Origin of the sequence: Nocardioides sp. AE5 (assembly GCF_031844485.1) — a bacterium.
GTDB lineage: Bacteria > Actinomycetota > Actinomycetes > Propionibacteriales > Nocardioidaceae > Nocardioides.
This window is the reverse complement of record NZ_JAUZVI010000007.1, coordinates 94,375-108,043: the sequence shown is the minus strand read 5'-3', so window position 1 is coordinate 108,043 and position 13,669 is coordinate 94,375. Positions and strand designations below refer to the sequence as shown.

Sequence of the window (13,669 nt, the reverse complement as noted above, 5' to 3'; positions counted from 1 at the left end):
CATCACGAGCAACAATCTACACGCCTCGCCTCCAGGACGAGCCCTTCTTCGCCCAATCGCCTTCCTTTCTGGACCCTTCGCGCTGACGTCACGCTACACTCAGGCGGCCATGTTGGCATCGAAGTCCTTGGGGGATGAATGTTGAAACGGATCTTCGGACGCCTGCGCGCCCAGGCCCTCCTGCGACGCAACCCGGTGGCGTTCGCCCGAAGCCTGGGTGTCACGATCGGCGAAGATTGTCGGCTTCTCGGCATCAACCGAGGCACCTTCGGGTCGGAACCCTTCTTGGTGACGATCGGCGACCATGTCACAGTCACGGGGAACGTCCAGTTCCTCACGCACGACGGCGGCGTATGGGTCCTACGCCACGAGCACCCTGACCTGGACGTGTTCGGCCCGATAAGCATCGGGAACAATGTGTTTCTGGGATTTGGAGCAACAATCCTCCCAGGCATATCCATAGGTGACAACGTCGTCGTCGGTGCTGGAGCTGTCGTCACACGGGACATACCTGCTGACTGTGTCGCGGCAGGTGTGCCGGCTCGCCCACTTCGCAGTCTCGACGACTATCGCCGGGCCAGCGTTGAGGCTGGAGTGCCGACGAAGTCGATGTCCAAGGACGAGAAGCGATCCTATCTAAGATCGAAGCATCTTCAGGACTAACACGATCGCCATGAATTCACGTGTCCGCAAGATGCTGGAGAGCGCACTCAACAACAGGATCCTTCTGTTTGTGGCGTCCCTCGAGGTCCTGGCGATGGCGATCAAGTTCGGGACCCAGGTCACGATCGCGAGACTGGCCGGCGCACACGCATTTGGCGTCTACACCTACGCGATGACTTGGGCAAGCACCCTCGCGATTCCGGCCGGCCTGGGCATGTCGGCAATGGTCATTCGTTATGTCCCGCGCTACCTGGCCAAGAACGAGCATGCGCGACTGGCCGGCCTACTCTCCTTCACGCGAAACTGGACTTGGACTGCGAGCGTGACCCTTGCAGGCGTTGCGGCAGCGGCCCTTCTCATCTTCAAGAGAGACGAGGTTTCAACGACCACATTTCTGGCCCTAGTGCTCATTCCGCTTCTTGCGGTCAACATGCTCCAAGCCGAGATCCTGCGCGCTAGCGGCAGGATCATCGTGTCGCGGATCATTCCCATCATCGTGCAACCCAGCACGATCTTGGTCGCAGTCTTTGCGTGGTGGAGCTTCGCACACTTGGATCAGACTTCGGCGCTTGCGTGCACCGCGATCGGTTTAGCCCTGACCTTCAGCCTCCAGTGGATCTACATCAGAGGCTCATTCCGCCGGAACACCCATGGCGTTGGCAAAGAGTTCGATCGCCGCGCTTGGTTCGGTCTAAGCTTCCACCTTCTCCTGATCAAGGCTGCACAACTTGTCCTGAACAATTCGGACATCCTGATCGTCGGCCTGATCCTCGGCCCACTCGAGGCGGGAATCTATGCAGCATGCGTCAAGACGGCAACATTGGCCAGCATTGTGACTCAGGCAGTAAACCTTGCTGTCCCTCCGGAGATTGCGCGTCTCGCCGCACTTGAACAATGGAAGAGCGTGGAGGACAAGACTCGAACGTCCGCACGCTTCGCCTTCCTGCCTTCGGCCCTGCTTGCAGGCGTGATCATCGTTGCAGCACCACAACTTCTCGGAATCTTCGGCACCGAGTTCAAGGAGGGCGTTTCATGTCTTATCGTGCTAACGCTGGCCCGCCTGGTCACCGCATGGACTGGACCAGTCGGTTCCATGCTAAACGTGACGGGGCACCAGAAGACCTCGATTCGCGTATACACCCTTGCCGCAGCAATTCAACTCGCCCTAGTTTATATATTGACCCCTCAGTGGGGGATCCTTGGGGCGGCTGTTGGCTCCGCATGCGCAATGATTTTCTGGAACTTCGTTCTTTGTGCCCGTGCGATGCAACTGTTGAATATTCGACTCTGGCCCCTTCCTACACGATGATCCTAGGACGATAGTGACAAAACTCCGCGTTATATTTATTGCAGGTGCTTCTCGTAGTGGAAGCACAATCCTGGACCGCATGTTTGGCTCGATGCCCGGATTCAACTCCTTGGGGGAGGTGCACAACATCTGGCAGCGCGGCTACTTGGAGAATCAGAACTGTGGCTGTGGTGCGCCGTTCCGAGACTGCACGGAGTGGAGCAACGCCCACGGTGCTCGGTATCAGGAAATCGAGCAGCAGATAGGCGACATACTTGCGCTGCAAGCGCGCGTCGTTCGCAACCGCAACATACCCCGCATGCTCAGGAAGAACGGGAGCCGGTGGGACCGTGATCGCGATCGTTATCTTTCGCTGCTCAAAGAGCTATACGCCTCAGTGCAGGCCGACTCTGGCCGATCCTTCATCGTCGACTCCTCCAAGAGGGCCGCCCATGGCTTTCTCTTGGCGAGCGATCCGGACATCGACCTTTCTGTCGTCCAACTCGTCCGTGACAGCAGGGCGATGGCGCATTCCGCGATGCGGATCAAACCGAAGAGCGACTCCGGGGATTCCGCCGCACTCATGGCCCGCCTGACCCCTCGACAGAGCGCCTCCGGTTGGATGCGGCAGAATGCGCTCTGCGACCTCCTCAGAGCGAGTAACACACGTGCGACGTTGCTGAGGTACGAGGATCTCATTCACGATCCGGCCTCAGAACTCCAGGCCCTCGGCCATAAGCTGGATCTACCAATTGATCTGAGCTGGCTGGCAGGATCACAAGCAGACCTGTCGATCGCCCATACCGTCTCTGGCAATCCGATCCGAATGCATTCAGGGCCAGTTGAACTGAAACTCGACGAAGCCTGGCGTGCCGAGATGAGCCGCAAGGATCGTCGAACCGTCACAAGTCTGACCGCTCCCGGTCTCTTGCGCTATCGCTATAGGTTGTCCACCTGAGTCCGTCGAGGGTCTCCGAGGGATAACACGATGCCGGTCCAATCCTGGGAGGCCCTCGCCAGCGCCCCTGGCAGGTAGGGCGAGATTCGATCTTTGTTCTCCCTCCCAAGGCGCGCACGGAGGTTCGCGTCGCCCAGAATCTGGGTCAAGCTGCGAGCGAGTTGGGCTAGGTCGTCCACGTCAACGAGTTGCAGATCATCAAGCAGTTCCGTAATACCACCCACTCGGCTCGCAACGCAGGGTTTCTCGCGAGACATCGCCTCGACCAGCGCCCGCGGAAGGCCTTCCGTACGCGACGGCATTGCGTAGACCCAGCCACGGTCCACGTGACGGATGACCTCAGCGGTGTCCTTGACATGGCCAGCGAAGGTGACGTGGTCCTCCATGCCGCCTTGTCGGGCGAGATCGCGTAAGTAACCTTGGCTTCTCCCCCCGCCGATGAGAACCAGTTGCGTCCCTGGGATCTCGTCTCGCACGGCTGGTAATGCCTCGATGAGTAGGTCATGACCTTTGTACAACTGCTCCTGCGAACCGACCGCCACAATGGTCGGCGCCTCCGCCGGCATGGCCCGTGGAGCTGAGAGCCACGGCCCCAACTGCACGGAACTGAACGCGACTGAACGTGCGGCGGGTGCGCAGGGATAGGACGCTTGGAGAGTCTGTTGCGTCACGTATCGGACTCCCCGTGCCCGCTTGACTGCTTTAGCCGTGAGACGGGCAGCTGTTCGACTGATCATCCGTTGAAGGAGCGTGCGGCGACCCAGCGCTTCGGAGATATCACCAACCACTTCCAGCGCGAGCGGGCGCCTCGCGACCGTGGTCACGACAACGGTCAGGAGCCCGATCAGGCCCGGCAACCTCGTCACCACGACATCGGCTTCGCGAACGGCCTTCCAGAGGAGGCGCAGCAGCGATGGAAGATTGCGAACGAAGGCGCCCAGGCCAACGTAGTAGGGCAATGGGGTGACCTCGGCGTCAACCGCTTCGGCCCTGTCATCCCGCCGGTCCTCAACCCTGACAACGTACTTCATGTCAGGGACGTCCAAACCGCGGTTCCAGCCACGTCCGACCAACGCCGGATCCGTGGTGGCAGGTTCCCCGCCGGGGCCTCGGACAAGACGTGAGTCCGTGATCATGACCACTCTGTGCCCCATGGCTCACTCGCCTCGTATGCGGACGACGCGAGCTGGAACCCCTACGACAACCGCATTCGGGGGTACATCGCGGTTCGCCACGGCTCCCGCGGCGATCACCGCTCCACGACCGACGGTCACCCCACCGAGAATCTTGGCACCCGCGCCGATCCAAGTCCCATCGCCGATCACAACGGGACGGTTGGACAAACCTTGGTCGCGGATCGGCACCTTCGGATCTTCAAGTTGATGCGAAGTAGTCATGATCGTCACGCCATGTGCGATAGACGTGTCACTCCCGATCTTCAAACCACCAGTCGCGTCGATGTACGAGAGCGGATGGATCGACACGCGCGATCCAATCTCAGCCCGTTCCGGCGCAAAAAAATACACATCTTCGCGCAGGTCAACCAACTCTCCACAACTAGCGGCTAAGTGACGGAGAACGGCAAACCTGACAGCGCGCGCGATCAGGCCCTGACCTCTTCGAAGCCGTAGGAAGAGCCTCCTGAGTAGCCCTCGAGGAAGTACGCCCACAAGAGCCTCCAACGCGGAGAGAGCCGGGCGCAGGCGCCAGTAAACGTCTCGCCCTCTTCCTACGTTCGAAGTCATCCCTGAACCTCTAAGTACTCCTGCATCCACCGGACCGTTGCATCGATCCCATTCCGCAGGTCGACAGGTTGGACTCCCGGAAAGTGTTTCCTCAGTTCGTCATTGCTGGCTTGTGAATGACGAACATCGCCTGGCCTTGGCTCACGGCGTTCTATGGATAGCGTGGTCCCGAGGATCTCCTCCATCACGGAGACCAACTCAAGAAGTGTCGTCCGCGTCCCAAAGGCAAGGTTTGTAGGCCCACTCGTAACCCGCTCGAGAATCGCCTGTGTGAGCGTGTCAACCACGGTTCCGACATAAGTAAAGTCCCGGCTCTGCAGACCGTCTCCGTTTATCGGCAGAGGCTTGCCTGTGAGCGCCGCCTCTAGGAAGACGGGAACCACCGCCGCATATACATGGCCGGGCCGCTGCCCAGGACCAAAGACGTTGAAGAAGCGGAAGGGCAGGACCGGCAGGTCGTAGCACTTGGCGTAGGCGATGGCGTACTGCTCGGTGGCGACCTTGGAAACGGCATAGGGGCTCATCGGCATCAGTTGGAGATGCTCTGCCTTCGGCATGGTCGGATTCGCGCCATAGACTGACGATGAGGAGGCGAGAACCACGTGCGCATTTCCGTTGGCCCTCGCAGTTTCGAGGACCCTAAGTGTGCCAGTGGCGTTCGCTTCGTGGCTGGCCACCGGATTGGAAACACTTCTCGGGACCGAACCAAGCGCTGCGAGATGCACAATGGCGTCCACACCATCCCCCGCAGCACCGAGTACGTCTTGATCGAGGATGCTTCCGTGGTGGAACTCGACGTTCAAGCCGTCGAGTGCGTCACGCGTCCCCCCAGAAAGATCGTCGATCACCCTGACCTGCGTTATTGCTGGCTCCGCCAACAGTCGACGGCACAGGTTCCCGCCGATGAATCCGGCACCACCGGTAATCAAGATCTTCATACGCTTCCTCTAATCCATGTCGACGGCCGCAAGCGGAGTCGGCGCCCAACCGCCGAACTCCCGATGCCGCAGCTTTCTGATTTCTGACCTTCGTTTGGTCTATTCATGTGGTCCCGATGCCCGCAACTGCAGGTCGACGAAATCGACAAACCCTTCATTCACCACTAGCTGATCGAATTGAGTGGTCACCCGCGCTTGGGCAGCGCTCCCCATCCTCCTCCGCTCAGTTGGATCACGAAGGCGCTGAAGAGCGTCACAAAGCGCAGGGACGTCCCGTGTACGGACGACGAGCCCCGTCTCGTCGTGGACAACCGCGTCTCGGCAGCCCGTGGCGTCGCTGACGACAGAGGGAATGGACATTGCTCCCGCTTCCAAGACGACGTTCGGGAAACCTTCACGATAGGAGGGGAGCACGAGGACGTCGAAACTAGCGATGTAGTCCTCGATGCGATCAGCATGCTCGACCACGCGCAATCGATCACCCAACTCCCGGCGGGCCAAGTCAAGCAGCGAGTCTTCCTCGCGTCCGATAAGGATCAGGTACGTATCCTCGTCCATGCTCGAGACGGCACTCAGAAGATCCCTGATCCCCTTGTCCTCGCAGATCCTGCCTACGAATCCCACCACATATGACTCTGGAGATAGGTCGAGCAGATCACGAGTCCGTGCTCCAATCGTCAACCGATCCCGTTCGCTGATCCCAAAGCGCTGTAGATCGACGCCGTGCGAACTGCCCTCACCAAGCACACACGTCGACTGCACCTTTGCCAGGCGCAGAGCATGAACCCGTTCGTTCAAGCTGTGACTGACTGGGATCACAGCTGTGCTCGCACGAATTGTCAGCCACTCCATAAGCCAAAAGATCATCCGTGCCGGACCCTTGGTGGTCTCCAACCGCAATCCCCGCAGCAGGTAAATCCTGTTTGGAACTCGGCGAACCCACGCTGCTGTGAGGCCGAGAAGGCTGGCTTTCGGTGTTCCAAGCATCACAACGTCGGGGCGAAGCCTCGTTAGGAATCGCAGCCAAGCAAACCAGCCCCTGACGTCCGCAAATGGGCTCGGTTCGCGCTCCATGCTGATCGTCGCGTGGGCGAGCCCGTCGTATTCGGCCCGGTAGGGCAACGAGGAAACGAGGGTGACGTCGTACCCAGCGTCTGCGAAGGTGGCTGGTGTCTGCCCCAGGTAGGGCAACTGAATCCCGGCGGTTACACCAAAGACAATCTTGGTCTTGTCGTCATCAGAACCCTCGGCGCGGATCGATTCTCCCAAACGCCGCCATGCCTCGGGTCCGAGCATTGGTGTCCACCCGTTCGCCACCAGCCATCTAGCGTTGCTCACCTGGCCAAACAGCAGAACCTCTAGACGTCGCCCAATCGCGGAAGTTCGGCGGCTACGAAGCGCCGCGTTGGTCAGGGCGCGTGCAACCCGTCGAGGGAATCGCTTCGGACGACGCCCACCGCTCAAAGCCTGAAGTAGTTCAGCCGTGCGCAGTTCGGGGGGATGAGCAACTATCGCTGGCGGTGACGGATGGCCAACAAGGAACGCCACCGCGGCGCCCAAGTTCTCGCTGAGGATCTGTGGCGCATACGCTCTGTCGTCGACCACGCCACTGATGGCTGACCCCGCGTAACGAACCAAGCTCTTGGTGACGGAGCGCTCCACGCTGTGAACGCCAGTGGGTCGATAAATCGTAACGGCGCATGCGCTCTGTGGAAGTCGCTGAAGCAACTGCTCTCCCAGTGCCTTTGACTCGGAGTAAGGAGAGAACGGGGCGTAGGTCGGTGTCTCGTCCAAGGTCAACGATCCTTGGACCGCCGCCGAACTGACGTGTACGAAGCGGGACACTCCGGCCCGGGCCGCCAGCGTCGCGAGCAGGGCCGGGGACAGGGCGTTCGCGCCGAGCAAGTCAGATCCATCGCCCCTGGTTGAGTTCGAAAGACCAGCAGCGTTAACCACAGCCGCTGCGCCCATGAACGCTTCCGAGAGAGCCGCGTACTCATCGACCTGTGTTCCAAGTTCGTCGTACAGCTCGGACACCGTGCTGCCGCGGGCGTTCAATCGTGGGGTCGGATGCTTGAGGACCTGGTATCCGTGCTGCTCCAAGGCCGATGAGATTGCTCGGCCCACGAAGCCTGTCGCCCCGAAGACAACTACGGTCGATTGTGATTCGTTCGCGGTCACGGCGTGCTCCTGTGCATTGACCGCAGTGCCCGCGGTAGCAATAAGTATGCGGCAATGATCATCGTCCAGAGCGCGACGCTGATAGCGGGTATTTCCACAGTCAGACCCGCTGTCACACAACCAACGATCGTCATACCTCCGATGATCATCGCCATCGTCGGATGAGAGACACCGGAGTCAATGACTCGTTGATAGACATGATCGCGGTGGGCTTCACCGATGGGTTCGCCGCTGAGCGCCCGGCGGACAAGGGTGACCGCTGTGTCTGCAATGAAGAGGACGAGCGGCGCTCCCGCTTCCGTCCACGTGACGTCGGCGTGCCATGCGAGCAGACACAGCGCCGAGATCAATCCACCGAGCAAGTAGCTCCCGACATCGCCGAGAAACACCCGACCGCGCATGTTCCACCACATGAAGCCGAGGCATGCAGCGGCCAGGATCAACCCGGCGCCGACGAGACCGTTCAAGTCGTCGCGGAATCCAAGCCACGCATACCAACCGCCTGCGACGACGCCTGAGATCACGGCTACTCCGTTGGCACCGTCCATGAAATTGAAGGCATTCACATAACCGGCCACGAAGACAACCGCAGCCGCAGCCACAACCCAGTCCGCCGGCCGGTCTGGAGCCAGGATCGTCAGTGCGATCACTGCCGCGGCAGTGAGTTGCACGATCAGCCTCACGCGCACATTCAGGGACCGCACATCATCGACAAAGCCAGTCAGGGCCAGTACCGCAAACGCAAGAAGGCAGGCCCACGGAGCAGGCAGCGCATCCGGGAACCAGACGAGAAGACCGAGTGCCAAGCCGATCAGGACCGCGAGACCACCGCCGCGCGGAGTCGGCTGCTCATGCCCCGAACGAGCGTTGGGCTGATCCACGACATGACGACCGAGCAACGGGATCATGAGACCAGTCGCAACCAGCGTCGCAACCAGTGCGACTCCTGCGGCGAGCCAAAGACCCTGCGGTTCAGCCAGTGCAGGCGCGGCCATCAATGGCATGGGCGTAACCACCCGCAGTTCCCCCAAACGTATAGAGCAAGGTCCTCCAGAAGTGTAGGGCTAACACTCTCCCGACGTGGCAGATGCTTGAAACTTTGGACATGGGGCACGGCACGCGTCCTCAGCCGATGCGCTCGCTGAGCGAGACGATGACCCTTCCGAACCGCGGACATACGCCATCCGTCAAGAGTCCTCGTACTCCCCGACACCGCCCACGAGTCATAGCCCTGCGCCGCGGCCATCTCCACGGCGGCTGACAGGCCCACGACCTCGAACCGCACGCTGCGGATCCCCAGTTCACTGGGCATCGCCGCCGGGTCAGCCTGCCCCGACTCCAGCCGGCCCCAGCCGGAAGGCGTCGCCTCCGGGGCACTGCGCGCAGATCTGGACGTCGAGCTGGCCTATCGCCTGATCCAGAACACGGTGTGGGTGGCACCACGGTGGAGCCGGTCCACCGAGCACACCAACCTGGAGCAGATCAGGGACAACTTCCTGGCCATCTTCCTGGACGGCGCGACCCCGGAGGTTCGGCAGGTTGACTCCCTGTGACTTGGTTCTGGTTGGCTACTTCCAGCCCCCGTCAACCCGCAGCAACGCGCCCGTGGTGAACGAAGACGCAGCACTGGCGAAGTAGAGCGCGGCCCCAACTATCTCGTGGGCGTCCGCGCACCGACCGAGCGCGACATGCTGCTCCATCTCCTGGCGCAAGCCCGCGGTCCATCCCTGGGCGATGTCCGTCAGGAAGGGACCAGCTTGGATGGTGTTCACCCGCACCGTCGGCCCGAAGGCTTGGGCGAAGCCCTCCGTGAGGATGTGCAACCCGCCCTTGGCCGCCGCATAGGGCAGGGCGGTCGGGGAAGGCCTGATCGCCTCGATCGATCCGATGTTGATGATCGACCCACCATTCCCTTCAGCCATCCTGGTGCCGATCACAGCTGCCAACCGGAAGGGGCCGCGCAAGTTCACGCCGATGACCTTGTCGAACAGTTCTGGCGTGACGTCTGCAAGGCTCGGATAGTGGGGTGACATCCCCGCGTTGTTGATCAGCACATCGACGCTGCCGAATTCCGCGTAGGACCGCTCGATCAATGAGTCGCAGTCCTCCCATGAACTCGCGTTGAATCCGACGGGCAGGGCCCGGACTCCATGCTCCACGTTGAGTTTCTCTGCAACGGCTTCGCACGCGTCCAACTTGCGGCTCGCCACCACCACGTTGGCGCCACGTGCCGCAAAGGCATGCGCCATCTGTTCGCCCATGCCCCGGCTCCCGCCGGTGATCAGGACGGTTCTGCCAGTGAACTCGGTTTCAGTCATCTCTCTCCTCCGATGGTTGGTCCAAGTGGGCGGTGAGCCCGTGGGGTCGTGGCGTGACCGCGTCGGCAAAGCGCCTCAGTTCGGTACGGGCCAGACTGCGACGGTGCACCTCGTCGGGCCCGTCGGCGATCCGCACGATCCGGGCCTCGGCATACATCCGGGCCAAGGGAACCCCGCCGTCCAGACCGGCGCCACCGAAGGCCTGCATGGCCCGATTGATGACCTTGGCTGCCATGTTGGGCACGACCACCTTTATCCCCGAGATCTGGCTCGCAGCCTCCTTGTTCCCCACGGTGTCCATCAGGTGCGCGGTGTAGAGCACATAGAGCCGGGCCTGGTCGATCTCCATGCGTGAGTCAGCGATCCAATCGCGCACCACGCCTTGGTCCACGAGCGGGACACCGAAAGTGCTCCGCCCATGAACTCGATCGATCATGAGCTCGAGCGCGCGCTCGGCCATGCCGATCATCCTCATGCAGTGGTGGATCCGTCCGGGACCCAACCGGGCCTGGGACATGGCAAACCCACCACCGACCTCACCCAAGAGATTCTCCACGGGGATCCGCACGTCCTCGAAGACCATCTCCACGTGGCTCTCGAAGGGCTCGTATCCCAGCACGCTCAGTTCACGCACGACACGCACCCCGGGGGTGTCCCGCGGGATCAGCACGGTCGAGTGCCGTCGGTGTCGGGGGGCCTCGTCCGACTGGTCCGTGATGCCCAGCAGCACCAGCAATTCGCACTGGGGCCGCAAGACACCCGAGATCCACCACTTGCGGCCATTGACGACCCACTCGTCCCCGTCACGCACGATGCTCGTCTCGATGTTGCTCGCATCCGAGGAGGCCACCTGCGGTTCGGTCATCACGTAGGCAGAGCGCATCGTGCCGTCCATCAAGGGCCGCAACCACTGCTGCTTCTGCTCTGCAGTGCCGAAGAGCGAGAGCAATTCCATGTTGCCCGTGTCGGGGGCAGAGCCGTTGATCGCTTCCGGCGCCAGGTGGGGACTGCGTCCGGACAGCTCCGCGATGTGCGCGTAGTCCAGGTTCGCGATCGGCTGGTGATCCTCTTCCGGATGGGGCAGGAACAGGTTCCACAAGCCCAATTGCTTGGCGCGCTGCTTCAACTCCTCGAGCACCGGAGGCTGGCGTCGTGTTGCCCCCGCCTCGGCAACCTGCTCAGCATGGATTCGCTCGGCCCGATAGACCTCATCGGCCAGGAACGCCTGCATGCGCTCTGCCAACTCCGCGCCGCGGGCGCTGGTTTGGAACATTGTCATCCTTCCTCAGTCGTCGCGTGGACTGCGCGACGTGCTCGATGGATCATTGCTTGGGCACCGTGGTGCATCTTCTGGCCCAGTTCCGCGTCGACCAGCCCACCATGGGCTCGGGCGTGTGTTCCCTCCATGACGATGCCGAGCTTGAACGCCGCCAAGGCGACGTACCACCGCCACTGGGCGACGTCGCGGCCGGAGATCTCCTGGTATCTGGCAACCAGCTCCTCAGCCGTCACCGCTGTTCCCAGCACCTGGCTTGGCTCGCCGAACACCGAGGGTTGCCCGGGCCACGGCCACGTTGCGACCAACCATCCGAGGTCGAGCAGGGGGTCACCGATCGTGGCCATCTCCCAGTCGACGATGGCGGCGACCCGGTGATCCTTCGGCGAGCACATCACGTTGGCAAGGTGAAAGTCGCCGTGCATGATTCCCGGCGCCCAGTGGGCCGGTCGGTTGCCCTCGAGCCATGCAGCGACCTCGGCGATGCCACTGAAGCCATGCCCCGGGTAGTCCTCGAACTCGGCGAACGAGTCGAGGTGCGCCAGCCACTGGGGCACCTGCCTCTCCAAGAAGCCCTGGGGTCGGCCGAAGTCTCCCAAACCGATCGCCTCATGGTCGACGGTGCCCAACGTCGCCACGGCATCCACGGCGCTGAACGCCAAGCAGCGCAGTCGTTCCCGGTCGTTCGGCGGGCTCTTCACAGTCGGGTTGTAGCCATCGATCGGCTCCATCAGATAGAAGACCGCACCACCCAGCACCTCGGGGTCCGGGCAGGAGGCAATCACCCGCGGATGCGGCACGTCCGTGCTGCCGAGTGCGGTCAGGACGCGGATCTCCCGTGCGATGGCGGCGTTGGTCTTTGGACGCAAATGCTCCGGCCCACGCCGGAAGATGAACTCCCGACCGTCGCGCACCAGTCGCAGCATCACGTTCTGGGTTCCTCCCCCCAACCGGTCCTTGATCCGGACCGGTCCGGAGCCCAACCCGTGGGTGTCCATCCAGTTCGCGAGGGCACCGAGATCGACCGGGCTGTTCACTGGACGCCGATCTCGTCCACGCCGTACAACGCCTTGGCCTGGTCGGTGCGCACGTGGCGCAGATAGCTGGGGAACATGTTGGTCTCCTCCTGGACATCCTTGAGGACCTCCCGTGCCACCACCACCTTGTGCACCTCGGTCGGCCCGTCGGCCAGGCCGACATGGAACGAGTTGATCACCCACTCGGCAAACGGGACATCGTGGGTGATGCCGAGTGACCCGTGCAGGTGCAGTGCAGTGGATGCGACGTCGTTGAGCACTCGAGGCATCACTGTCTTGACCGCTGAGACATTGAGGCGCAAGGCCTTCCAGTCATTGCCCTGGTCAGCCAACCAAGCCGTTTCCAGGACCAACAACCGGAACTGGCGCAGCTGGACCCACAGGTCTGCGATCTTCTCCTGGACCATCTGCTTGTGCGCCAGGACCTCACCCTTCGTGGAGCGCGATACGACCCGCTCGCAGAGCATCTCGAACGCGGTGGTCGCCTGGGCCAAGGTGCGCATCGCATGGTGCATCCGCCCACCCCCCAACCGGGTCTGTGCGATGGCGAAGGCTTGGCCACGCCGCCCCAACATTTGAGTGGCAGGGACACGGACGTCCCTCAGGCGAAGATGGGCGTGGGTGTCCTCGGGCTCGCCGTAGAAGCCGTAGTTGCGGATGTTCTCCACCCCAGGGGTGCCACGGTCGATGATGAACATCGATGCCCGCTCATAGGGACTGGAAGCCTCCGGATCGGTGACCACCATCATGATGATGAAGCCCGCGACATCCGCTTCTGAGGCAAACCACTTCTCCCCGTTGATCACCCAATCGTCGCCATCTTGGACAGCGCTCGTCTCGAAGGCGAGTGGATCGGCTCCTCCCTGCGGCTCGGTCATGGAGAAGCACGAGACCACCTCGTTGGCAAGCAACGGATCAAGGTACTTGCGCTTCTGCTCAGGAGTGCCGAATTGAGCCAAGATCTCGGCGTTCCCGGTGTCCGGCGCTTGGGCTCCAAAGACGATCGGGCCAAACCGAGACATGCCGAACTTCTCGTTCATCAAGGCCAGCTTCAGCTGCCCGAAACCAGGACCACCCAGTTCCGGACCGAGGTGGCAAGCCCACAGCCCCCGGGCCTTCACCTCCGCCTGGAGCGGTCGGACCAATCTCTCGAATTCGGGATCGTGGATGTTCCACTGGCTCCCGAGCAGGTAGTCCAGCGGCTGGACCTTCTCGCGGACGAAGGTGTCGATCCAATCCAATTCAGGTTGGAACTCCGGGTCATT

At 61.8% G+C, this 13,669-nt stretch carries 13 protein-coding genes; 3 read left to right on the top strand and 10 right to left on the bottom strand.

Translation table 11 applies throughout. From position 1 onward, the window contains the following. Nucleotides 1–99 precede the first annotated feature (99 nt). On the bottom strand, nucleotides 100–342 hold the full coding sequence (locus Q9R27_RS11825) for a hypothetical protein (RefSeq protein WP_311252682.1): 243 nt from the start codon (nucleotides 340–342) through the stop codon (nucleotides 100–102). Between Q9R27_RS11825 and Q9R27_RS11820 the strand changes: the two genes are divergently transcribed. Genes Q9R27_RS11820 through Q9R27_RS11810 form a run of 3 tightly spaced genes read left to right on the top strand, consistent with a single transcriptional unit; the run spans nucleotide 289 to nucleotide 2,909 of the window. After that, the gene (locus Q9R27_RS11820; protein ID WP_311252578.1) at nucleotides 289–663 is read left to right on the top strand and encodes an acyltransferase; all 375 of its coding nucleotides are present in this window, start codon (nucleotides 289–291) and stop codon (nucleotides 661–663) included. The genes Q9R27_RS11825 and Q9R27_RS11820 overlap by 54 nt on opposite strands. A 10-nt stretch (nucleotides 664–673) precedes the next feature. Next, entirely contained in the window at nucleotides 674–1,972 is a 1,299-nt protein-coding gene (locus Q9R27_RS11815; protein ID WP_311252577.1) for an oligosaccharide flippase family protein, read from the top strand. A 13-nt stretch (nucleotides 1,973–1,985) separates the two neighbouring features. Further along, a complete protein-coding gene (locus Q9R27_RS11810; RefSeq protein WP_311252576.1) occupies nucleotides 1,986–2,909 on the top strand; it encodes a sulfotransferase in 924 nt (307 codons plus the stop codon). Here the strand turns inward: Q9R27_RS11810 and Q9R27_RS11805 are convergent. The 9 genes from Q9R27_RS11805 to Q9R27_RS11765 form a co-directional block, all read right to left on the bottom strand. Beyond that, entirely contained in the window at nucleotides 2,891–3,940 is a 1,050-nt protein-coding gene (locus Q9R27_RS11805) for a glycosyltransferase (protein ID WP_311252575.1), read from the bottom strand. The two genes, Q9R27_RS11810 and Q9R27_RS11805, sit on opposite strands and share 19 nt — an antisense overlap. Nucleotides 3,941–4,066: 126 nt before the next feature. Further along, entirely contained in the window at nucleotides 4,067–4,456 is a 390-nt protein-coding gene (locus Q9R27_RS11800; RefSeq protein ID WP_311252574.1) for an acyltransferase, read from the bottom strand. 194 nt (nucleotides 4,457–4,650) lie between these two features. Further along, the gene (locus Q9R27_RS11795) at nucleotides 4,651–5,592 is read right to left on the bottom strand and encodes an NAD-dependent epimerase/dehydratase family protein (RefSeq protein ID WP_311252573.1); all 942 of its coding nucleotides are present in this window, start codon (nucleotides 5,590–5,592) and stop codon (nucleotides 4,651–4,653) included. Nucleotides 5,593–5,691: 99 nt separating this feature from the next. After that, nucleotides 5,692–7,773: a glycosyltransferase gene (locus Q9R27_RS11790; protein WP_311252572.1), complete on the bottom strand. Its 2,082-nt coding sequence runs from the start codon at nucleotides 7,771–7,773 to the stop codon at nucleotides 5,692–5,694. Beyond that, entirely contained in the window at nucleotides 7,770–8,777 is a 1,008-nt protein-coding gene (locus Q9R27_RS11785; protein WP_311252571.1) for a glycosyltransferase family 4 protein, read from the bottom strand. The genes Q9R27_RS11790 and Q9R27_RS11785 overlap by 4 nt, the downstream gene beginning before the upstream one ends. A 564-nt stretch (nucleotides 8,778–9,341) precedes the next feature. After that, a complete protein-coding gene (locus Q9R27_RS11780; RefSeq protein ID WP_311252570.1) occupies nucleotides 9,342–10,091 on the bottom strand; it encodes an SDR family oxidoreductase in 750 nt (249 codons plus the stop codon). Continuing rightward, nucleotides 10,084–11,364, bottom strand: coding sequence for an acyl-CoA dehydrogenase family protein (locus Q9R27_RS11775; protein WP_311252569.1), 1,281 nt, complete (start codon nucleotides 11,362–11,364; stop codon nucleotides 10,084–10,086). The genes Q9R27_RS11780 and Q9R27_RS11775 overlap by 8 nt, the downstream gene beginning before the upstream one ends. 2 nt (nucleotides 11,365–11,366) lie before the next feature. Continuing rightward, a complete protein-coding gene (locus Q9R27_RS11770; protein ID WP_311252568.1) occupies nucleotides 11,367–12,404 on the bottom strand; it encodes a phosphotransferase family protein in 1,038 nt (345 codons plus the stop codon). Then, entirely contained in the window at nucleotides 12,401–13,645 is a 1,245-nt protein-coding gene (locus tag Q9R27_RS11765) for an acyl-CoA dehydrogenase family protein (RefSeq protein WP_311252567.1), read from the bottom strand. The genes Q9R27_RS11770 and Q9R27_RS11765 overlap by 4 nt, the downstream gene beginning before the upstream one ends. Nucleotides 13,646–13,669 lie beyond the last annotated feature (24 nt).

What these genes read in the sequence shown, in the direction of transcription:
- Q9R27_RS11780 (WP_311252570.1), bottom strand. Translation starts at nt 10,091, where the DNA reads ATGACTGAAACCGAGTTCACTGGCAGAACCGTCCTGATCACCGGCGGG.
- Q9R27_RS11775 (WP_311252569.1), bottom strand. Translation starts at nt 11,364, where the DNA reads ATGTTCCAAACCAGCGCCCGCGGCGCGGAGTTGGCAGAGCGCATGCAG.
- Q9R27_RS11815 (WP_311252577.1), top strand. Translation starts at nt 674, where the DNA reads ATGAATTCACGTGTCCGCAAGATGCTGGAGAGCGCACTCAACAACAGG.
- Q9R27_RS11795 (WP_311252573.1), bottom strand. Translation starts at nt 5,592, where the DNA reads ATGAAGATCTTGATTACCGGTGGTGCCGGATTCATCGGCGGGAACCTG.
- Q9R27_RS11805 (WP_311252575.1), bottom strand. Translation starts at nt 3,940, where the DNA reads ATGAAGTACGTTGTCAGGGTTGAGGACCGGCGGGATGACAGGGCCGAA.
- Q9R27_RS11785 (WP_311252571.1), bottom strand. Translation starts at nt 8,777, where the DNA reads ATGCCATTGATGGCCGCGCCTGCACTGGCTGAACCGCAGGGTCTTTGG.